The following is a 20,870-nucleotide window of genomic DNA, read 5'->3' on the forward strand; positions in this document are numbered from 1 at the left end:
CATGACACCACCACCCGCCGGGCAGCCGACTCTGGTGCGCGCCCTCGGGCTGCGTTCGTTGGTGCTCTTCGGTCTGGCCTACATGACGCCGCTGATCGTGCTCGGCATCTTCGGTGTCGTGGCCTCCACCACCGGCGGAGCATCGGCGTCGGCCTATCTGATCGCGTTGGCGGCCATGCTGTTCACCGCGTCGAGTTACGGCCGGATGGCGGCCGCATACCCGGTGTCGGGCTCGGCGTACACCTACGTGCGCCGCACCATCGACCCGCGCATCGGATTCCTCACCGGCTGGGCGGTATTGCTGGACTACCTCTTTCTGCCCATGGTCATCTGGCTGATCGGGGCGGCATATCTGGACGCTCAGTTCCCGGGAGTGCCCGGCTGGTTGTGGGTGCTGGCGTTCATCCTCGTCACCACCGTGCTCAACGTCGTCGGCATCAAGGTCGCCGACAAGGCCAACTATCTGCTGATGGCGTTCCAGCTGCTCGTCATCGGGTTGTTCGTGGCATTGTCGGTGGCCTCGGTCGTCCGCAGCGATGGTGCCGGCGGGTTGATCAGCGCCAGCCCGTTCACCGGGGTCGGCGCCGGCATCGGGACAGTGACCGCCGGTGCGGCCATCGCCGCCTACTCGTTCCTGGGCTTCGATGCCGTCACCACCTTCACCGAGGAAGCCGTCGAGCCGCGCAAGAACATGCCGCGCGCCATCTTGCTGATCGCGCTGATCGGCGGCGCCATCTTCCTGGTCATCGCCTACACCACCCAATTGGTGCACCCCGGTGGGGAATTCGACGATTCCTCCTCGGCCGCACTGGAGATCGCCAAGCAGATCGGCGGCAATCTGTTCGGCGCGGTGTTCCTCGCGGGCCTGATCCTGGCCCAGTTCGCGTCCGGCATCGCCGCACAGGCCTCGGCGTCGCGGCTGCTGTTCGCGATGGGCCGCGACGGCAGCCTGCCCCGGTCGGTGTTCGGCACGCTGAGCGCCAAGTTCCGCACCCCGGCGGCCAACCTGGTGATGGTCGGCGTGGTGGGCCTGCTGGCGATGTTCCTCGACGTGGCGACCTCGACGTCCTTCATCAACTTCGGCGCGTTCGTGGCGTTCACCCTCGTGAACGTGTCGGTCATCGTCTACTACTTCCGCCACCGGGCCGCCGGCGAGGCACGCAACCCGCTGCTCTACCTTGTGGCGCCCGCGATCGGAGCAGTCATCACGTCGCATCTGCTGCTGCAACTCGACAGCCGGGCGATCGTCCTCGGGCTGTGCTGGCTGGGCCTCGGCACCGTCGTGCTGGCCGTGACGAGTCACGGTTTCAAGAACCTGCCGCCGGAGATCGCGGTCGACGACGCCGAGGCGGCGACCGCCCAAACCGCGGTGTAGCGAGCGCCGACGTGTGACCGGTGGGGCGGATTAGAACAAGGACGGGAGGCTACGGTAAGCTTTCGACTCGCTGCCGGTGCAAGCCGGAAGCAAGCGGGCTGTGGCGCAGCTTGGTAGCGCACTTGACTGGGGGTCAAGTGGTCGCAGGTTCAAATCCTGTCAGCCCGACCATGAAAACCCCCTCCGACCAGCATCGGAGGGGGTTTTCTGGTATCTGGGGCTGGACCTTTGCGGAACCCACTTCACACCACTTCACACTCAAGGTCATTTATTCGCTTAGAGTTCCCACTCGTGGCCCGCATTCCTGACTACGTGAAGGTGATCACCTACCCTTCCGGAACGCGCCGATACGAGGTGCGCATCGAGGTCGGTCGCGTGGGTGGGAAACGCAAGCAGAAACAGAAGCGGTTCGCAAAACTGCAAGACGCAATCGACGCATATGCCGCCGAGCGCGGCGACCGTGCCCGTGGGGTGCAGGTGTCACCTGATGGCATCACATTGCGCCAGGCCGCCGACGCCTACCTTGATGCGCTGCCGGCGCGACCCAACACGATCACCGCCTATGCCGCAGTGCTGCGGCCGGCGATCGCGCGTCTCGGGGACAGGCCGGTGCAGGAACTGCGCCGCGACGAGATCGAGAAGCTCGTCGCTGACATCGCAACCAAAGCGGTGCCGTCCGGCAATTGGCGCAAATCCGGGAAGATGCCCAAGGTCGCCAGCGACACCTGCGGCCCCTGGGATGCGGCCTCGGTGCGCCACATGTTGTCGCGGTTGCGGGCGGTCTACGCGCGGCTGCTCGAGGACGGCACGGTGATGCGCAACACCGCGGCGTTGGTCAAACCGCCGGCGCGGGGGGATCGCGACAAGGACACCCTGACTGTTGCCCAAGTACAGCAGCTGTTCGACTATCTGGAGAGGACCCAGGATCGGCTCGAGCACCTGCACCACCTGGCCGTACAAACAGGTCTGCGCCGCGGTGAGCTGGCGGGGCTCAAGTGGAGTGACATTGACCTGGAAGCCGCCACTTTGACCGTGGCCCGACAGCGGGTGCATAGCGACGCCGGCGCGGTGGTCGCTGACACTAAGACGGACGCCGGGCGTCGGACGCTGCCTCTTCCGTCGACCCTCCTCCCGGTTCTCAAGCGAGCTCGTGAACGAGCGGCCGCGGAGAAGAAGGCGGTCGGTAATAAGTGGAAGGGTGAGGACTACGTGGTCAGTGGCGAACTCGGAAAAGCGTACTACCCGACCACGTTGAGCTATCTCTGGAAGGACGTGCTCGCCGCTGCGGGGCTTCCGCATGTCCGGCTGCACGATGCCCGGCACACTGCGGCAACACTGATGCACCTCAACGGAGTTCCCATGGCGGTAATTGCTGCGGTTCTGGGGCACACCGATGCTTCGTTCACTCAGCGGACCTACGCCCACAGTCAGGATGACGCTGTGGCGCAGGGAATGGCGTCTTACGGCCAGGCCCTGGGCAAGCGTCCCTCGCCAGCCTGACGTCTGTTTGTCACGTACCCGCGCTGCTGTTGCCAGTAGATATGCCAGTACTGCATGCAAGGCATCGTTCCGCGTAGCGGTGGTGCGGCGTGTCGAGATCTGCCACTGGACCGCGGAGCGTTTTCCGCCGACGATGGTGTGCATGAGTGACCACAGCGACAACAGCGACCACCTGGCGCAGGCGCTGGCGACGATGCTGCGCGCGGTGGCCAGCGAGTCGGCGACCAAGCCGGCGACGAAGAAACTGCTGCGTGTCCAGGACGCCGCGGAGCAGCTGAGCATCTCCAAAGCACACGTCTACTCGCTGATCCGCTCCGGCGACATTCGCAGCGTGAAGCTGGGAAATGCGCGCCGGGTCGCCCAGAGTGAGATCGACCGAATCATGGCAGCCGGCGAGGCAAGCTGAAGTCTGAGATGCCGATGACGGCGGCGACGTCCGTCATCGACCTAACGGTTCTCGCATTGCTCTGGGCGGTCAGCCGAGTACGGACTGTCTTCTGGTTCAAAACCGGCTGTTAAGTCAGCGACGGGTTGCTCGCCGGCGAAACGCCCGTCATTGCGCCCACATGCGTTCGACGTCAGTGGTGCAGCGTTAGCGCGTCGTTGATGAAAAGCATCGCGCCCTGGATCGCGACGTGGAACCAGCCGATGTCGAACGCGCGAGTGTCGCCACGCATGTCGTCGACCCAGTAGTGGCCGTGCACCGATACCGAACCCTGGCACCACAACTGAATGAAAACCTGTTCCGAAGTGCGGATTTACCGACATCGCGGGCCTCTATGGCCCCGTCGTCCGCGAGAGCGTGAGAAAGCGGCACCGAACATGCTGATTCTGCGGGTCCGGCGACGGCTACTAGCGGCGTGTCTCGTCCTGTGGCTGGACTACATCGGTTCCCGTCAGCCACGATGGATCGCATGAACAACGCTGAGCTGCATGTCACCGTTGCCGCGGTGACTGAGGCGTTGCGGGCGGAGTCTCGCCAACCCGCGGAACCGGACACGGTGCTGACCATTGAAGAGGCCGCAGAGTGGCTGGGGGTGTCACGGTCGTTGATCTACACACTGATGGGCACCGGTGAGCTGAGCAGCATCAAAATCGGCCGGCGCCGGTTCATCCCGGTTGTTGAAGCTGAACGGTTGATTCGCGGCGAAGCTGCCTGATGTTGGCGCGGTCAGCACACCTGCGCTGTGCGTTCTAGTGTGGATTCGGAAGCAGCGATCGTATCGATGATCGCCTTGCCGACAAGGCTCGGAACCTGTTGAGGCAGCATGTGTCCGGCCCACGGGACGTGTAGATGCACAGCTCCGGGAATGGTGGCGGCCATTTCCTCCGCATGTGCCGTAGGGGTAAGGACGTCTAGTCCTCCGGACAGCACCGTGGTGTGAGCACGAATGCCTGTCAGTGCGGTGTGAACATCGAAGTCGCGCAGGCTGGGCAGGAATCCGACCGCAGTGCGTAGCGATGTGTTGGCCAGCGCGCTGGAGACCACCGAGCTCAGCCCTCGCTGATTGATCCCACCGTGGGTGCTGAGCTGGTCGAGGACTAGACGAAGTGGTGTCGTAACGGCCGCGGCGGCGCGGGGCGGGATGTGGCTGGCGATCTCGACGAGCCCGTCGAGGACCGGAAGGTTCAGCAGCTGGCCGACTCCGTGTCGTGCAATCCGACCGGATGCAGTAGCGCACAACACCAGTCCGCGTACTTCGGCGGTGCACCTGTGGGAGATGCGTGACAGGTAGGTCAATGCGACCATCGCCCCGAGCGAATGGCCAATCAGGGTGACTGGTCCAACGGGGTCGACGGCGATGAGGAGGTCGTCGAGGTCGTCGGCGAGCTGGTCGACGTTATAGGTATGGATGGGGGTGGACGACGATTCTCCGTGACCACGATGGTCATATCCGATGACGCGTGCTCGTCCGTCGAAGCGCTTTGTCACCGCGTGGATCTGAGCGTCCCACGCGGTGCGGTCCAGGCACAGTCCATGTAGAAACACCGCGGTGCTGTGGGCGTCGGGCCTGCCCCACTGGGACACTGCTAGTGATGTTCCGTCACGGGTGAGGATGCGTTGCTGGCGGGGCTTCAGTCCATGTGCGATGGGCATGGCGGTATTACCTCGTCTTCCCGTGGCCGGCTGTGCTGGTGCTCAACATCAGCGTCTGTGCGGGGAGGCGGCACGCTACCGTGCGCAGGTAGGTGTCGATATCGCCGGCAGGTGTTGGGTCGGGCCACACCAGCACGGTCAGTGATCCGTCGGTAAAGATGACCTCGGTCTTGTGCCAGAACGTGTTCGGGGCGTCGCCTGGCTGCATTCCGGGCGGCCCGCCTGTGGCGTAGGTAAGAGGGCGGATCCCGTCGGCGCCGGCGCTCATGTGCCTACGCCTCGGGGGAGGCGAGGTCGCCGATCCCGTACTGGACGGCGAAGGCTCGGATGAAATCAAGGGATCGGCGACAGTCGCTGACGGTGCGGTGCATGGAGGGGGCGACCGCGTTGGTGAGTGCGGCGTGCCTGTCCGGGTCTATGAACCGCGCCAGTTCGAGTAGGGCTGAGGCGTCGATCGTGCGGTGGTTGAAGCGTGAGAACAACTTCGGCATATGCCGTTCCAGGAACGGACCGTCCAACGAACGGACGGAGCTGCCGACCATCGGAACCGGTTGAGTGATCTGGTGTTCGTCAAGGAACTTGCGGATTTCTCGGGCCCCGCTCCGTCGGCTGGGCGACACGACCCGGTTGGAGTTGGACAGGTCCGTGGGGGCGAGGAATCCGCAAGGGTTCAGGAGGTCAGCGATCAATCCGTTGTCCAGGTGCATGGCCTGCGCCATGGTGAGTCCCGCATCGTCGCGACGGGTAGTCGCGGAACCTGCTGCGGCGCCTGTAGTCACGATGAAGCTGTTCCAGCGCTGTTGAATGCGCGACGCCCAGGCCGTGGTGGAGTCGGTCACTAGGAGCACGCTGCGATGGTCGACTTCACGCAGTGTGTTGTCGATGATGACAACACCGAGCTCGAGGATGAGGTCATGTCTCGGGTCGAGTCCGGTGGTTTCGATATCGATGACGGCGAGGTTGCCGGTTCCGGCGTCTGACACGGTGTCTCCTCGTCAGATCTGCGCCGGCGCGTGTGCGAGAGCGTCTCGCAGTGCAAGCACCGCCGCCTCTGCGTCCGCCCAGCGTCGACCTGCCACGGCGCGATAGAACATCGCGGCGTCGGCGTCGGTTTCAGCGTCGGCGACCTGCAGCAGCAACTTGGCGGCCTTGCGGGGAACACGGCGCAACTTTGGTGCGTGGTTGCGCGCGTCGGCGAGGAGGAAGAGCGACTTCTCCAGGTCCTGCAGCGGATTTCCCTTGTCGCCGCGACGCCATACGTACTTCACGGCGTTTCCCGGGTCGAAGCTGAGTTGGCGGGTGACCTCGATGCATTCGATACCGCTTGGATGGTTGGTGTAGTGCGACGGATGATTCACCGGGTCATGGCCGGTGGCGAGGTCGACTGCGGTCATCTCAATCCTCCTGGATCTCTAAAATAGAGATTAACACGAGTTGCAGTTCGTTGACCAGCTATCGGGAGAGGGAGCGCGGTCGGTTGGCTCACGGCCGCGGTTGCCCGGCCGCCGAATCTTGCCGCGTACCTCTGAGTGCGCTGTTGCGATCGTGTTGGGTACGGCACAGGACACTGGGCCAGCGCGTGGCGATGCTGGGTGTTTCCTCGGCACCGAAACCGCTTAAGCCACGGCGCTGTTGAAAATGTGGGCCCGGTGTGGGGCCTCGCCCGGCCTCTGAAAACGACGATGCCCCACAGACCGTCACGGGTCCATGGGGCATCGTCGGAACGGCCTTTAGCCTCGATCCGTGGACTTGAGTGATTGATGTGTCTGCCGTGGCTGGTTGTCGTTTGGTGGGCTTGTGAGCGTGACGTAACCGCTGGTCTGCCCAGCTTTTCCCTGTGCGCTCCGGTAGGGGCCTATTCGGCCAGGTGGTCAGGTGGTGGCGGTGAGTGGTGGGCTGTGGCCGATGGTGTTGCGCCACAGCGTAAGCCAGTGGTCAGCCCAGGGCCAGTGGCTCGGTAGGTGCAGAAGGGGTCGGCGTTGCGGTCGGACCAGGCGTGCGGGGACGGTGATGAGCTTGCGGCGCAGTGTGGCGCCCCGGGCGACTGCGTGGGCTCCACCGGCCAGGACGCCGGCGGCGCGCAGCAGGTTGTGGGCAATAGCGGCGCACAGGATCCACGCCGAGTTCGCTCCGAAACGTCCCGAAGGCATGTGAGCCAGGGGTCCATCGATCAGGTCGGCGAACACGGTTTCGATGATCGCGTGGCGGCGGTGGGTGATGTCGGCCGCAACGGTGGGTTCGTCGGTGTCGGTGAAGAACGGGTGATACCGCCACACCGGAAACAGCGCATCAGGAAAGCGGGCATCTTTGACCCGACGCACGATCAACCGGGCGGTCATCGGGTTGTCGGTGGAGGTGAAGGCGGTGTAGGTGGTCTCGGCGACTTCGGCATCGGAGATCCAGGCTCCCGTGTCGGGATCACGGACCGCTCCGGGGTATTCCACTGCAATCCAGGCGCTCTCGTCGATGGACTCGATGGCTGCAGCGACGGCGCGGGTCTTGGTCAGCACCAACGAGAACTGGGCACCGGCGCGGCGGCAGGCTGTGGCCACGGTGCTGTTGCCGTAGGCCGAATCGCCGCGCACCACAATCTGGCCGGTGACCCCGGCGGTGCGGGCGGTGGCGACGGCTTGGGCGATCATCCGGGCCGCACCCTTGCCGGAGTTGGCCTTCCCGGCTCGCAACCGGGCGCCGGTGATCACCGGCGCACTCGTGGCGGTGCTGATCGTGGTGACCAACGGCGACAGGCCCTTGCGCAGGATCTGCTTGCCCGCGATTTTGGTGTGTCCGTAGGAAGCACCTTGTTTGGCGTGGCCATAGACCGGACGCAGCAGTGAGTCGATGTCGAGGAACGCGCGCTCGTCGGCGCCAGGCAACAGATCGACCCGCGCGCAGAGTCCGGCCAGGTGCTCGCGCAAAACCGATTCGAGCTGGCGGGCGTGTCCGAAAGTAAACTCGCGCAACAAAGTTCCGATGGTCGAGGGTGCATACACGCCGCCGAACAGTGTCTTCATCCCACCTGCCCGCACCAGGTCGAGATCGTCAATGCAGTCCGCACCGGCACACATGCCCGCGATGACTGTGCTCAGCTTCGGTGCCGGGTTGGCCGCCCCGGACTTGATCCTCGGCTCGGCAATGACCACCTTGTCACGTAATAGCTGCGGCAAGGCAGTCTGGGCCGCCAGGGTCATCACCGGGACCAATCCAGCACAGGACACGAGATGGTCATCATCGAAGACCGCCGACGACACAGCGAAACTATGGGACACTTTCACCGGAAGTGCCTTTCTGACCTGGACTGATTAGTGCGTCGAGAACACCAATCTTCCCAGTTCAAAGGGCACTTTCCTCATTCCGACACCCTGCGACCAGCCGATACATCGGTGGATCGAGGTTTAGTCCGACAGCTTCTCGCTCTCGAAGTCACGGTGACCAGGAAGGTGCTTCGAGCATGCGTTCAAAAGCGTCGGGCTCGTCCTTGGCCCAGCTGACAAGGCAGTGGCCAGGCGGTCGGACATGCGCCGGTCAGGACTTCTTGACCCGCAGCGTTCCCAGGCCTTTGCCTGTGAGCACCTTCGGGCTGGCGAAGCCGGTCTCCACCAATTCGGAAGCGGCGTTGTTGAACTCGACCGCTGCCTCGTTGACGATGTCGGCCAACTTGGCGATGTCGGCGTCGACCTCAGCCTGAAGTTCGGCCACGCGCACCCGACCGGCCTCACGTCCGGCCTCGAGGTCGGCGGTGGACTGGTCGTAGAAGCTGCGCAGCTCGCGCAAGGTACGCAGACCCTCGGCCAGTCGTGCCGCGTCGGCGGCGTCCTGGTCGGTGCCGACGTAGGTCTCGTTGATGGTGTCAGTCACGGGAAACTCCTTCTATGGTCTCGGGTTCTGTGTGGTGGTGTCGGTGGATCGGTTAGTCGGCAGGGAGTCGGCTCATCACCTCCGCCGCCAGCCACACGAATGGCAGCCGGGTGTCCTCGTCAAGCAGGTCCAGGCTCATCGGACCGCCCTCGCTGATGTGTTCATCCCACGGGATGGTGACGACTGGGAGTTGGTAGGAGGTGTGGATCCGGTCTCTCTCGGCCGCCACGTCGATGTGACCCTTGCCCGGTCGCGTCTGAGTGAACACGACCACCGCATCTCTGAGCAGCTCCACGTACCGCCCACCGAACCGCTTCAATGTTTCGATCAGAACGTGCAACTCGTCGATCGAGTCGGCGGCAGTGGATGCTGCCAGCACCAGTTGGTCGGTCTGCGCCAGGCCCTGGTGATACACCTGCGAGTCGATATTGAGGCCGAAATCGAGAATCGACAGGTCGAACCACTTGGACAGTTCGCCCAGTGCCCGCTCCAGTTTCTCCGCGGTCAGGAACCCCGCACCGTCGGCGGTGCTGGCACCGAGAACCCGTAGCCCCGACTTGTCGGTGAGCAGGTAGCTGCTCACATCAGAGGCGCGGTTCAGGTCTTGGTCCGAAGCCAGAGACATCACCGAGGCGGGGGTCTGATCGCTGACCTTGCGCACGCGGTCTGTGAGATTTCCCAGTGGGTCAATCGACAACGCAGCTACTTTCATCCCGCGGTGGGCCGAGGAGATGGTGGCCCCCATGTTCAGAGCTATCGCGGTCTTTCCCGCCGAGCCTTTACCCGAGACGACACCGACCCGCTTCGGTGCGCGCAATGTGCGCCGGATCTGAGCGATCCGCTGGTCGTACGCGATCTCATCGGCCCCCTTGGACAGGTGCAGCCAGAACATTTTGTTCGCTTTCGCGCGCCAGCCGCGTTGAGCGCCTTCGGTGCGACCCTCGATGATGCGCTCGGCGCGACCAGTGTCGGCAGTGGCCGCCGGTCGGCCAAGGTCCGTCGGGGTGACGGGCCGCCCGAAGTCGGCGGGAACCGCGGGCCGCCCGATCACGGTGACATCGTCGTACTGGCCGGCAGGTGCCCACTGCGCCGCAGCGGCGGTCCGTCCGCCCATCCCCAGCGGAGGCGGTACCGGCGCGCCGTTGGGGATGGGGTCGGTGAAGGCCGGCGGGGGAGCCGGGGCTGGACGGTCAATGAAGTCGTTGGCCGCGGGCGCGTTGCGGTACTTGTCCCGCATGCGCCGAACGTTGGGCTGCTCGGGTGGGACAGTCATGGTCGTTTCTCCTTGGCGGTTCGATTCCTGGTGGGGCACATGGTTGCAGCGGCGACCAAGCCCACGCCGCACGCGGCGCGGGTGATCACGTTGGATCCCCGAAACCGTCGCCGCTGATGCGCACCACACGTTCGTCGGGGTCAGAACTGAGCCGGATTCCGATACGCGTATCGGTCGGGTCGATCGCGAAGACTGCGCGTTTCCCGTTGGCGGCCAGGACTGCTCCTATCAGCTCCCGTTCGACCTGCAGTGCATCGGCTGCAACGAAGTCAGGGAGGGGTGCGCAGAACGATCCCGGGTGTCGGATGCTTCGCGGACCGCTGCCTGACTGTGGCGCAGCGGGCGCGGGTGCGGGGTTCGTGACAGGTTCTTCGCGCTGTCTCCACCGGCGCAGCCATCCTCTGTTCCACTGCTGCTGGGCATTGACCGCAACAGTGGAGGCGCCGGATTCCTTGGCTGTGTCCGACAGTTCGGCGGACACAGTTGGAACCAGCGCGGGACCCTGCGCCACATCGGGGACCCCCAGCGCCGGTGCTGGTACCGGTTCGCGGTCGGAGCGGAACGGGCGCAGCCACGACTTGGCCCGGCGCACTACCGGGCGACCGCGCGCGACGACCAATGTCGCCCCTGCGGCACGGGCGGCGATGTCGAGTGCGGGGTCGGCGTAGACGTTTCCGGCCACGGGGACCGGTTCCGGTGCCGGTAGCGGGTCTCGTGCGTGCCGCGCCGGATCGGTCAGCATCGACGCCGGTGACACGAACGGGGCAGCCTCGATCGCCGGTACAGGACCCGGCGCCGACAACGGCGGGGGAACTAGACCCGACCCGGCCGGAAGCGCGGGTCGGTCCGCCAGGTCACCGTCGTCGTCAGGGGAAGAGGCTGGAGCCAGCACCGCGGTGCTGACGTAGTGGCCGAACACGTCGACATCCGAATCCAATTGACCGGTGACTTGCCGTTGCTCCTGGCCTTCGGGATCGGGTCCGGAGTGAGTGTTGTTGCCGAACACCGTTATGGGAGGCCCAGGGCTGGCAGAGGTCGCGGCAAGCGATGCCGCTGGCTCGATAAGTTGTTCGACGGCGGCAGCATCCTCTGCGCTGATTGTGCTTTCCACGGTGGCGCCTTTCGATCCGCGCGTTGCCTTTTCAGCGGCGGCACTTCCCTGCACAGCGTCGGCGGGGCTGGCGGCCAGCTTCTTTTTCTGCTCGTCCTCATGAGCGTTGCGGTGCTTCTTCCACTCGTCCGAGCCGAACTTGAGCTTTCCGGGGATGGTGCTGAACTTCGCGGCCGGTGAAATTCCGAACATCTGCTGAAAAGTGATGTCGGCGTTGGCGTGCAGCAACCGCACCAGGACACCGGTGTTGGCGGTGACACGGATGATGACCCACGACGAGACGATGAATCCGATGCCGAGCGACACCATCAGCCCGTAAACCTGAACCTCCGGATTGTCGGTGAGGCCCAGAATTTGGGTAGCGAGACCTGAGACTGTCGCAGGCAGCGCGACAGCCACCATCGACGTGATCACTGCCATGATGAGATGGCTCGCGGCGTGGGCGAAAGCCTTGGACAAAGTGTCGAATCCGCGACGCTTGTGGACACTGCCCGCAGCTGCCCACCCCGCGCCCACGAAGCAGGCCACCGACACTGTCAGGTGCACGACGAACTTCCAGCTCGCCACCACGGCGAACACGAACATCGGCAGCGCCGGCAGCACCAGCATGACGATGGCGGTGATGACGGTGTCGGGTCCGGCCGCGTTCTGGCCTTCGACGAAGCAGCCGGTGTTCACAGACAATCCCTGCCCGGAGGCCATCGCCTCCGACCACAGCTTCTTGCATGAGTCGGTGAATTCGTGGCCGTAGTTCAGTGCGATCGCCGGGGTGCGAATCGACTGGTCGACCAGCGCGTGGCCGGTCGAGAGCGTTGTGTCGTTGGCGCTTCGGGTGACCGCCGAAGCCAGTCCGGTCGAGAATCCGTTGGCTGTTTCGAAGACCTTTGCGATGATCGCGAACGGGTTGTTGGTGAGCACGATCACGGCGATCACCATGGCCAGTGCAGCGCCGATCCGGTTATAGACCTCGGTGGTGAACATGCTTCCGGCGGTGGAGGCTAGCCGTGACCGAAACACCGAGAACGTCACCAGAGCCAGACCTGCGCAGGCGATCGCCCACGGCGGAAAGAATGCGAACAGCGGTGCGCAGAACCGCTGATACGCCTCCGAGAGCGGGGTCATCCAATTCGCAGACGACAGCACCAGACCGAGCAGAGCGTTGGCCGGCACCACCAGGAACTTGTACAGCTCGAAGACGACGCTGGTGATCATCCCGAAGATCCACGAATCCTGGTGCAGGTATTGGCTTCCCAGGAAGTGCAGGCGATACCGCGCGGCGCCGGCACCGGCGGAGTCGGTGGCGGGGAACAGATCCAGGAACGAGGCCATGGCTAGGCAACTCCTCGCGGCGTACGCGGCTGTGCGTCGAGATCGGTCTCACGGATCATCTTCGAACTGCGGGTGTCGGCGAAACGGGCCAGCGACGCCGACAGGATCGGCAGGAACTGCACTCGCACGATGTTGCTGTTGCCGTCGTTCCACCAGCCTTCGCCCTCGCGGCCGGCGCGAGTCCGGGTGTTGTCGTCGGGATCTGGCGGTGAGGTCTGAGTGACCATCATGTTGATCAGCGAATCCAGTATCGGCATGTCCATGTGCTTGAGAGCGGCCCGCGCGTTGCCGGCTACCTTCTGCCCGAGGGCTGCCTTCTTCTCGATCATCGCGTAGTTGTGATCGAAATCCTCGCCATGCTGGGATCCGAACACTCCAAAATTTGCGTCTTTTCGCGCGGTGCGGTCGGGGGAACGGACAAGTAGTTCGACAACGTCCTCGTTGCCTTTGAGGAAGCTGATCTCGTCCCCGAAAAACACACACGTTCCACGGATCTGAGCGAACCGGTGAGCCGTCATCCGTGCGATAGACCCGTACACCGAAGCTGCCCACTTGTTCAGATCGGTGGCGTTGTCCGGGTTCTCGCCGCGGTAGACCGGAAGCTCATGGGTGCGAAACACAGTCGAATACGGAGTAGACCCGGACTCCATGCGCGCAGCCAAATCAGCCAGGTTGTCGAAAGGCGGCAGGCCCATGTCCCCGTGTCCGCGCTCCGGCGGGTCGATGAAAGCCCGCGTGTATGGGAGCGCGGCCCAGTGCTCGAAATTCAGTGACAAGGCACGGGCTTCGGCGTCGCCGGTGGTCTTGAGGAACCCCATCAGCTTGCGGGTGCTGTTGATGCCCCGTGGATTGCGGAACAAAGGATTGAGGACCTTGGCGAAGTACGCCCCCTCAGGCGACTTTGTCTCAAATCCGAACAGCGGCAGGTAGTGCGCCATCATCGTGGTCTCCGCCAATGGGGATGGCAGGCACTTGAGGAAATCCATCGACACCGGCCCGCCAGGTGAGTCTCCCGTGGCGGCATTGACCACCTGGGTTCGTGCGATCTGGCGGGCGAACACCGCCCACTCTCCGTGCTTGGAGTGATCTACCACGGTGGAGTACCGATTGAGCAGCGTGACGAACAGCAGGATGAGCTTCATCAGGTTCGACTTGCCGCGACCTTGTGCTCCGGTCAACGCGATTGACCCGTTGCCGCGTTCGGTCGCACCGAGGACGTCGAGCAGGACGATCTGCCCGTTGGCGTTCTCTTTGTTGATGGCGATGGGGATGCCGACGGCATCCCCAGCGAAGCTGCGCCGGATCGGCATTGCTCCAGAGAACAAGCGAGCGGTGGTGGTCTGCAGCAGATCATTGCCCAGACGAGTACGCCGCGACCCCGGCATCATCATCGTCCACAGTTCCTTCTGACCGCCAACCGGCAGGAGCGGAGTGAACCCGTTGGATCGGAACCGCTGCTGCAACGCTGCGACCCGGCCGGTGAGCTCGTCGAGGTCGCTAGATCCGAAGGCGAAGATCGCGGCGACCTGCATCCCTCGCGGCCCCGACTCGGCGCGGATCGCGTCGTGGAACCGGCGCAGTTCGGCTCGGCGCTTGTCGTAGTCGTATGCCTCGAATTCATCGGCGGAATTGGCTTCGCCTTCAGACACCAGGTCGCGTTCAGTATCGGACACGCTCTTGGTGTCGACCAGATCTTGCGAGAAGCGAAGACGCAGAGCGAAGTCGGCATCACCGCCGATCGCCTGGTCTACCAGGTAGGTGAAGCTCGACACCTGGTCAGTGAATCGGGCAGGGTAGCGGGCGATCCCGAACAGTGACTGATACGACGTCACGCCGTCGGGGAGTTCGGCGATGCGGGCCTTGCCAGGGTGCGATATCGCCATCACCGTTCCGGCCGACAGTGTGCGGAAGCGCTTGAACAGCGAGGTCTTTCGGTCGATCTTGGAGAGTTTCTTGGTGTAGTCGCGGCCGGCGTCGAGATCGCGCAGGAACGTTGAGTACAGCGCCGTGGCTTCAGCAGCTTCATCGAACACGACCTCCGGGTAGGCCCGCTCGGTCGGTGTCACCGCACCGCTGCGGGGTGGCGGAAGAATCGGAACAGTCAAACCACGCGTGGTGGCCCGCTCGAAGTACCAGTCGACGAGTTCGGGGACGGTCCGTACCGGACGGAACTCCGGTGGAATCGCTGCGAAGCACCGTTTCTCGAAATCGCCGAGGTCGGCCCAATCCAGGCCTTCGTGAGGGTCCGTCTCGACCAGTGTCGAGACCATGCGCTCAGAAATCGTGCGACGTGACGGCTGGCTGATCGAGAGCCAGTACACGCGATCGAACTCTACGAACTCGCCGCTGGCCATCCGTTGGTAGAACTCGTTGATCAGATGCTCGAGGTGACGGTAGCGGTCTGGTTCCCAGTCCGGGATTCCTCCGGTAATCCGTCGATGCGTCGAGAGCGGATCGACGCGCACCCGCGAACCTGCCAGCAGAATGTCGTCGGTGGGGATCTCCGACAGAGCGGTGAGCAGAAGTTCGTGGGAGTCTTGCGCGGCTGCTGCAGTCTCTGGTCGATAGCTGTTGACGTTGAGTCCGGTGAGCAGATAGTTGCACCACACACTGCCGTCTTCGGAGAAGATCAGGTTCTTGCGGCGTTTGCTGAGCGGTGGGATGTGGTTGCCCATTGTGCGTGTCCTTCCGAGTCGGCTCAGATGCCGGGGAGGTCGAAGTTGGCGCTGTGCCGGTGGCTGAGTCCACGTCGCAGCAGGGAGAGTGCGGTCAATTCGGAGAGCACTCCGGTGTTGTCGATGCGGGTCAAGATCGCGACGTAGACACTGACTGTGACGAACCCGGCGGCGAAGACGGCCGCGGCGATCAACGGGTTGGCAACCATGACCACGATGAGCGCGCAGGCCATCAACAGAAGGATTGCGATGACCGCGAATGGGCCCATGCGCACCCCGCCGATTTTGGCCACCATGCGCACGCCTTTGACATCGTTGAAGATCCTGAAGGGACGCATCAGGCATGGCCTCCGCGTACAGGAACCTCCGGACCGCCTACGCCACCGCGTGTGCCGGCGAGGCCGGGGCAACCGGTGCGCGTCACCGGAAGTTCTCGATCAGGCCGGTGCCGTAGTTGGCAAGCCACATGATGCCGCCCAGGATCATCTCGACGAGCAGCACGCCGAAGACAACGGTGCGCAGTTCCATGTGTGCAGCGGCGCCTTTCTTCGCCATCCACACGTTGAAGGCCTGCCAACCGCCGACGAGAACCGCGAGCACCATGAGTGCGGCCAGGCCGAAGTTCACGAGGGTGGTGAGGATGCCGTCGCTGGTGGGGTCGACCAGATCGGCCCTGTAGATGACGCTCTGCGCGGCGGTGAAGATCATGAGTGCCCTTTCCCCGAATAGTCAGGTGCCGTGTGTTCGGGGACAGGCTGATACGCAACAGTTGTCAACAACGACCGCGGCGCGGGTTGCAGGGGGCGGCAGGGCGCCAGCGCATATACACACCCATGTGCGCGTATGTGAGTGGAAGACGACTGCGGCACCGAGCTACAACCTGCGATACGGAAGTCACTACGACACCCAACACAGGCCCGCATACAGGCACCGATATATCCGATGCCACAGACGGCAACACAGCACGCGATACGTGCAGGTCGCCAACTCGTGGCGCACGCCGTGTCGTGCTACGAACAGAGCTACGGTGCGCGCATGAACCACGCAGATACAGGCGTCACTGTGCACGCTTTCATTCGGCCTGGTACCCCGGCATCTGCCGGGCCCGCCGTGGTGACTCAAGTAGTCGACCTCTACGAGTTCGGGGTGATCGGGCCGGGCTCGACAGTCTGGTGCAACCTCGATGTGCCCAACGCGTTGTGGGTGTTGTCAGAGGTCTCAACGTTCCTGCGGATCGTCGACGTGCCTACGGCGGGCTGGGTGCGGTTGACACATGACTCAGCGGTGTGGGGCCGGGTGGCCATCGACACCACGCGGGCTCCAAGTCACGGCTTCTCGACCTCGGACATGCCGATGTCGGTGCAGCCCCACGACACCGTGACTGTCGCTTTCCGCAACACCGACAGTGCGCGGATGCGTGCGCAGTTCGGCGGCGCACATCACGCCATGCACGACTTCGAAATCAGCCGGGGGATGATGCGTGCGATCGATTTGAAAGCAGGCGGACACCAGACCAAATCCGCCCCGAATGCACCCAGCCAGTTCTCGTCCAACCACGCCGGCGTGCGCGGCCTGGACCTCATGGCCGCGACCACCGGACCACACATGCATCGGGTGATTCGGGAGAACCTTGACGCCTTCACCACCGTCATTGACGTCGCTGAGTTCGGCAGGATCAAAGCAGCCCAGCAGCGCATCTCACAGATTGCTGAGGTGATTACCGATCCGATCGTGCAGCGCATCGCCGCGCTCAAAGACGTTGGACCGTTTACCGCCGACAACGATGACGATGGTGCCGGGCCCATGTCCGGGCTGGACGGCGATACAGGCCCCGCGGCAATGGCCGGTTGACACCGCGGTCGCCGGCAGGGTGCTGGATTAGCCCGCGGAGGCGGCGGCTCCAGGAACCCGCTCGGGGCGGCGGATATGCGCAATGTCACCACGTGCCTCCGCGGCGGTCATCCGACCCCAGACCATGTCCATGAGACATTCGCCGCGCATGGCCACAGTGACCCGGCCGTACTCCGGAGTGCCCGTGATGCTCAGCGTGCCGCCCTTCGTCGACGCGAAGAGCGCCATGGCATCTCGGATCAGCGCGTTGAAGCCGTGGTTGGTCCACTGCGAGATGGTGACCGGCTCCATCGATCCGGTCGCGACGGTTTTCACGTACACGACGTCTTCTTCGCGCTGAGCCATGGGGCACCTCCTCTCGGGCAAAAGTTCGATACAGCAACTATAGCTATGTTTGCCGCACTGCCGTCAACACTCAACTTGTCACGTCCTCCGTTACTTGGTCGAAAAACTATTGCGGGGTGATCGCTCCCCACCCGACCGGGGCATCGATTCCGTCGACCAGCCACACGTTGTTCGTGCCCAGGGACACCCGCAGCGCCAGGTCCATGATCGACCACGTCTTGATCGAAGCCGCGGCCTTTACCCGCACCAGGACTTTGAGCGTGTCTCCCGGCTTGGCGGTGGACACCGGAACCGAATCTGAGGCCGCCCAGCTTGATTCGATAGTGGCCGTCGAATAGGGGCTGTCGGTGATCGCCGATCCCGAGAACTTAGACGAAACGAACTGCCCGAGCGACGTGGCGTTACCGGTGGAGGTCAGGTACGCGGTCACGAACCGGCCCAACGACTCCGACAGCGAGCTTTTCGAATCAACCGGCACCGTGTACTTGCTCGCCACTTTGAACGGAGTGGTGTCGACGTTGACGATGGACGGCCACATCAACAGCTGGTAGTCGGTGTCGTGTTCGATGACTGTCACCGCGTAGCGGTTGATCTGGGCTGCGCCGACCCCAGGGGCCACGAACGTCACCGCGAACGTCGCCTGCCACAGCACCGCGTCGGAGCCTTGCCAGCGGATGATGTCGGACGGGTCGATAGAGCGCACTTCGAAAGGCACCTCAGACAATTCGATCGACGGCGATGCCAATGACCGCGACAACAGCGCCTTTTTCGCCGACTCGGAACCGCCCATCCACAGCAGGAGAGCGTTGCGCGCGTAGTTCTGCACCCGGGTGACATCGGTGATCGCCGAGTAGGTGTTCACCGGCTTGGGCAGACGCGCCAAGATCACCGCTGTCAGTACCACCATCACCAGCACGAGGCACAACGCCAGCGGGCCGCTGATCATCGAGAACACCATGGCACGTTCCCGCGCCCTGGGCTTCCACTGTGACAGGTCTTTGAGCTTGCGCACATTCGACAGCAATCGGGCCATCCCGCTGAGTCCTTTCCAATTCGCAGGTCGCGCCGCGCGAGGCTCGCGACCTGGTAGCGGCCGTACGGTAGCTGCGCGCTACGGCCCTGGGACGCCTCCGGCGCGGACAGAGAGAGGACCACATCTGTTGAACGCCACCGTTGATGCGCTCCTGAACGCGTATTCGCGCCCAGCCCCCGAGGCCACGCGGGTTGCTGCTGCGATTTCGCGGGCCATGGTGACCGAAGACGGCACCGAGATTGCGTCTGACGCCGTGTTGTCGGCGCGAGTCCGTGCTGCCGTCGAGACCGCCAACCACGAGATCGCCGCGGAGAAGATGCCGCGGACATCCACATCGCCTGAGCACCGTGCGACAGAGTTTGGTGACCCCGTCGGGGAGTTCACGGTTGACGACGCCGATCCGGCACCAGTACCGACGCTGCGGTCTGATCGTCGATACCTGCTTACCGACGATCCCGCCGGCGCAATCACAGAGTCACCAGCCCCCGAGGCGCCACCATGGCGGACCGACCCGCCGCTCGACGGCGTAGAGCTGCGCACCGTCGCACCCTCAACCGAGACTGAGACCGCAAGACCACAGCGCCTTTCAGCGGTCGACGGCACCGCACACCTGGACGATGACGGCGACGAACAGTACTCAGATAGCGCTGATCATCGCGAGTACCGAGAACATGTGGACGAGACTGACGCTGCTGAAAACGACACCGAACCCGATGGCTTGGCCTACACCGGATCGGAAACCGACGACTACACGGATGAACAAAGTAACGAGGTGCGCGGTGGCGCGGACACCGGCCCTGATCCAGAACCTGTCGACGGCGATGAGCCCGATCCGATGCTGTCGCTATCGCCTCCAGTCCTGCTGCCGCCCTCACCTACCGATGCATTCGCTGGCACCCCGTCGCCGTGGGACGACCAAGCCGAAATCGCGCCCCCCGCATCCGGAAATGACGACGATCAGGAATCAGAGGATCAGGGCGCTGTGTTCAATCGCGACGTCGACGATCCCGCTCCCTCCTGGGACGCCACCGAACCGCCCGACGACATGAACGAGCCGACCCGCGATCCGGAAACCCCCCTCAAAGAACGGATCAGCCAACAGCTGCAACGCGTCCGAGAAGGGAGCTGGCGCAAACGGCTACTGCTCGTCGCCGGCGCCGCCGTGACAGTACTCGTGCTCGTGGCCGTGTTTGTGGCGTCGATCGCCGGCAACCGCGGCGAGCCGCCGCAGCCGGCGGGCCAAGTCGCTGCACCTCCGCTGCAGTCAGAGAATCCTGAACCTGAACCCGTGGACGAGGTTCTGGTCCCCGCCAAAGTCTCAGCGAGCTGCGGCAACGACAGCGACGCGGTCGCGCCGTTCGCTGCGGACAAGACCCGCGCTTGGGTGTGCCTGCGGATAGACGGACTCGACCTCAACGTCCTCAACATCACCTTTAACGCGGAGGTGGTGATCACCTCGATCTGCCTCGTGCCAGGGTGGGACTACGTGGCACCCGACGGTCGTGACGAATGGGCCCGCCACCGACTGGTCACCGCGGTCACGTGGCGAATGGGCGGGCAAGCGTTCCCCCAAGAGATCAACCCCACCCGGCCCGGGGTCTGTAAACAGTTTCCGACGGACCCTCCGATCAGCACGCGGGAGATGTCGATGACAATCACCGCCAGTACGCGGCCGCCGCTAGGCAAGGATCAGGTGAGCTCCGGAATTGGTGGTGCCGACAATCCGGACAGCGTTGAGAACATCGACAAAACCTCCGCAGTCGGATCTATCGTCATCAACGGCCACAAGCGGAATGCGGGTAGCTGATGGCTGCCAACACCGAGTCTCTGTACCGCTGTTTCCAGCAATCAAACGCCTACGCACGTGTCGCCACTGAACTGGCCCGCGAACAGGGAGGGTCTACTGACGGTGTGGCTTTCACCGCGGCCGCGGCGCTCGCACGGTGGTGGTGGTTGCACGACCGAAGCGCACCCTCCCGCGTCCTCGACGACATCGCCGACGCAGACCCGGCGGTGCATGCTGCACGGTCCCGCTTGTCGGGCTCCCGGCAAGAGGAGCTGGCTCGGTGGGTTTCGCTGGCGTGGCCCAGCATCTGTGCGAGGGCACAGACTCTGCTTGCCGCTGAAGCGATCTGGTTACTCAGCACCGGCGGCGCGAAGGCCGATCGGTGAACCTCCTGTGGAGGCTGGCCACCCCCAGACAATGGCGCCGCCGATCCTTGGTACTGCTGCTGGTGTGGGTTGCGGTGGCGTTCGCCCACCACGAGGGCGTGCTCGCCGACGCCGGGGAGCTCCGTCTCCCGCGTGAGGCCACGACACCTTCAGCCGGCCTTCGGTAGGTCGCGCCCTGCGGTTCGATCCGCACTTGGACCGGCCACCATGGCCGTCGAAGGATTCGCTCGATTCTTCGATTCTCGTTAAT

At 64.0% G+C, this 20,870-nt stretch carries 22 protein-coding genes and 1 tRNA gene; 9 read left to right on the forward strand and 14 right to left on the reverse strand.

The genetic code is table 11. From position 1 onward, the window contains the following. Position 1 precedes the first annotated feature (1 nt). The 4 genes from BKG60_RS04645 to BKG60_RS04660 all read left to right on the forward strand — a co-directional run bounded on the left by BKG60_RS04645 (position 2) and on the right by BKG60_RS04660 (position 3,281). A complete protein-coding gene (locus tag BKG60_RS04645; protein ID WP_070947094.1) occupies positions 2-1,375 on the forward strand; it encodes an APC family permease in 1,374 nt (457 codons plus the stop codon). A gap of 94 nt (positions 1,376-1,469) precedes the next feature. Continuing rightward, positions 1,470-1,546 (forward strand) — tRNA-Pro (locus BKG60_RS04650). Between the two features lie 120 nt (positions 1,547-1,666). Further along, positions 1,667-2,875, forward strand: coding sequence for a tyrosine-type recombinase/integrase (locus BKG60_RS04655; protein WP_019343730.1), 1,209 nt, complete (start codon positions 1,667-1,669; stop codon positions 2,873-2,875). A 142-nt stretch (positions 2,876-3,017) separates the two neighbouring features. Continuing rightward, positions 3,018-3,281: a helix-turn-helix domain-containing protein gene (locus tag BKG60_RS04660; RefSeq protein WP_043367864.1), complete on the forward strand. Its 264-nt coding sequence runs from the start codon at positions 3,018-3,020 to the stop codon at positions 3,279-3,281. A gap of 172 nt (positions 3,282-3,453) precedes the next feature. On the opposite strand, the gene BKG60_RS32665 is transcribed toward BKG60_RS04660, so the two are convergent. Continuing rightward, the gene (locus tag BKG60_RS32665) at positions 3,454-3,579 is read right to left on the reverse strand and encodes a hypothetical protein (protein ID WP_019343728.1); all 126 of its coding nucleotides are present in this window, start codon (positions 3,577-3,579) and stop codon (positions 3,454-3,456) included. Positions 3,580-3,789: 210 nt separating this feature from the next. Between BKG60_RS32665 and BKG60_RS04665 the strand changes: the two genes are divergently transcribed. Continuing rightward, entirely contained in the window at positions 3,790-4,035 is a 246-nt protein-coding gene (locus tag BKG60_RS04665) for a helix-turn-helix domain-containing protein (protein WP_100226582.1), read from the forward strand. Positions 4,036-4,046: 11 nt separating this feature from the next. Here BKG60_RS04665 and BKG60_RS04670 read toward each other — a convergent pair whose 3' ends face one another. The 11 genes from BKG60_RS04670 to BKG60_RS04720 form a co-directional block, all read right to left on the reverse strand. Next, positions 4,047-4,973 carry an alpha/beta fold hydrolase gene (locus tag BKG60_RS04670; protein WP_047036754.1) on the reverse strand — a complete coding sequence of 309 codons (927 nt, stop codon included), beginning with the start codon at positions 4,971-4,973 and terminating at the stop codon, positions 4,047-4,049. Between the two features lie 7 nt (positions 4,974-4,980). After that, on the reverse strand, positions 4,981-5,241 hold the full coding sequence (locus BKG60_RS04675; protein ID WP_019343725.1) for a hypothetical protein: 261 nt from the start codon (positions 5,239-5,241) through the stop codon (positions 4,981-4,983). A 4-nt stretch (positions 5,242-5,245) separates the two neighbouring features. Then, entirely contained in the window at positions 5,246-5,956 is a 711-nt protein-coding gene (locus BKG60_RS04680) for an exonuclease domain-containing protein (RefSeq protein WP_019343724.1), read from the reverse strand. A 12-nt stretch (positions 5,957-5,968) separates the two neighbouring features. Beyond that, the gene (locus tag BKG60_RS04685; RefSeq protein WP_019343723.1) at positions 5,969-6,367 is read right to left on the reverse strand and encodes a DUF3310 domain-containing protein; all 399 of its coding nucleotides are present in this window, start codon (positions 6,365-6,367) and stop codon (positions 5,969-5,971) included. Positions 6,368-6,844: 477 nt separating this feature from the next. Next, on the reverse strand, positions 6,845-8,248 hold the full coding sequence (locus BKG60_RS04690; protein WP_025997282.1) for an IS1380 family transposase: 1,404 nt from the start codon (positions 8,246-8,248) through the stop codon (positions 6,845-6,847). Between the two features lie 250 nt (positions 8,249-8,498). After that, on the reverse strand, positions 8,499-8,831 hold the full coding sequence (locus tag BKG60_RS04695; RefSeq protein ID WP_019343722.1) for a hypothetical protein: 333 nt from the start codon (positions 8,829-8,831) through the stop codon (positions 8,499-8,501). Positions 8,832-8,883: 52 nt separating this feature from the next. Beyond that, positions 8,884-10,104 carry a MinD/ParA family ATP-binding protein gene (locus BKG60_RS04700; RefSeq protein ID WP_070947095.1) on the reverse strand — a complete coding sequence of 407 codons (1,221 nt, stop codon included), beginning with the start codon at positions 10,102-10,104 and terminating at the stop codon, positions 8,884-8,886. 85 nt (positions 10,105-10,189) lie between these two features. Next, positions 10,190-12,544 (reverse strand): hypothetical protein, encoded by a 2,355-nt coding sequence (locus BKG60_RS04705; RefSeq protein WP_043367854.1) that lies wholly within the window; start codon positions 12,542-12,544, stop codon positions 10,190-10,192. 2 nt (positions 12,545-12,546) lie between these two features. Next, positions 12,547-15,219, reverse strand: coding sequence for a hypothetical protein (locus BKG60_RS04710; RefSeq protein ID WP_019343720.1), 2,673 nt, complete (start codon positions 15,217-15,219; stop codon positions 12,547-12,549). A 23-nt stretch (positions 15,220-15,242) separates the two neighbouring features. Beyond that, positions 15,243-15,557, reverse strand: coding sequence for a hypothetical protein (locus tag BKG60_RS04715; RefSeq protein WP_019343719.1), 315 nt, complete (start codon positions 15,555-15,557; stop codon positions 15,243-15,245). A gap of 82 nt (positions 15,558-15,639) precedes the next feature. Then, complete coding sequence (locus tag BKG60_RS04720; RefSeq protein WP_019343718.1) at positions 15,640-15,927, reverse strand: hypothetical protein; 288 nt, start codon at positions 15,925-15,927, stop codon at positions 15,640-15,642. Positions 15,928-16,254: 327 nt separating this feature from the next. Here BKG60_RS04720 and BKG60_RS04725 point away from each other — a divergent pair, with 327 nt between their 5' ends. Continuing rightward, complete coding sequence (locus BKG60_RS04725) at positions 16,255-17,070, forward strand: hypothetical protein (RefSeq protein ID WP_100226581.1); 816 nt, start codon at positions 16,255-16,257, stop codon at positions 17,068-17,070. Positions 17,071-17,097: 27 nt separating this feature from the next. Here the strand turns inward: BKG60_RS04725 and BKG60_RS04730 are convergent, their stop codons facing one another. Together BKG60_RS04730 and BKG60_RS04735 are read right to left on the reverse strand one after the other, a co-directional pair. Beyond that, positions 17,098-17,415: a hypothetical protein gene (locus BKG60_RS04730; RefSeq protein WP_019343716.1), complete on the reverse strand. Its 318-nt coding sequence runs from the start codon at positions 17,413-17,415 to the stop codon at positions 17,098-17,100. A 106-nt stretch (positions 17,416-17,521) separates the two neighbouring features. Then, on the reverse strand, positions 17,522-18,448 hold the full coding sequence (locus BKG60_RS04735) for a conjugal transfer protein (RefSeq protein WP_019343715.1): 927 nt from the start codon (positions 18,446-18,448) through the stop codon (positions 17,522-17,524). Between the two features lie 127 nt (positions 18,449-18,575). Between BKG60_RS04735 and BKG60_RS04740 the strand changes: the two genes are divergently transcribed. From BKG60_RS04740 to BKG60_RS31875, 3 genes are read left to right on the forward strand one after another with little or no spacing between them, the layout of a single operon-like run. Then, on the forward strand, positions 18,576-20,255 hold the full coding sequence (locus tag BKG60_RS04740) for a hypothetical protein (protein ID WP_047036751.1): 1,680 nt from the start codon (positions 18,576-18,578) through the stop codon (positions 20,253-20,255). Continuing rightward, entirely contained in the window at positions 20,255-20,620 is a 366-nt protein-coding gene (locus tag BKG60_RS04745; protein ID WP_019343713.1) for a hypothetical protein, read from the forward strand. The genes BKG60_RS04740 and BKG60_RS04745 overlap by 1 nt, the downstream gene beginning before the upstream one ends. After that, positions 20,617-20,787 carry a hypothetical protein gene (locus BKG60_RS31875; RefSeq protein ID WP_019343712.1) on the forward strand — a complete coding sequence of 57 codons (171 nt, stop codon included), beginning with the start codon at positions 20,617-20,619 and terminating at the stop codon, positions 20,785-20,787. Before BKG60_RS04745 ends, BKG60_RS31875 begins: the two co-directional genes overlap by 4 nt. The last annotated feature ends 83 nt before the right edge of the window (positions 20,788-20,870 follow it).

Origin of the sequence: Mycobacterium syngnathidarum, from assembly GCF_001942625.1 — a bacterium.
Lineage (GTDB): Bacteria > Actinomycetota > Actinomycetes > Mycobacteriales > Mycobacteriaceae > Mycobacterium > Mycobacterium syngnathidarum.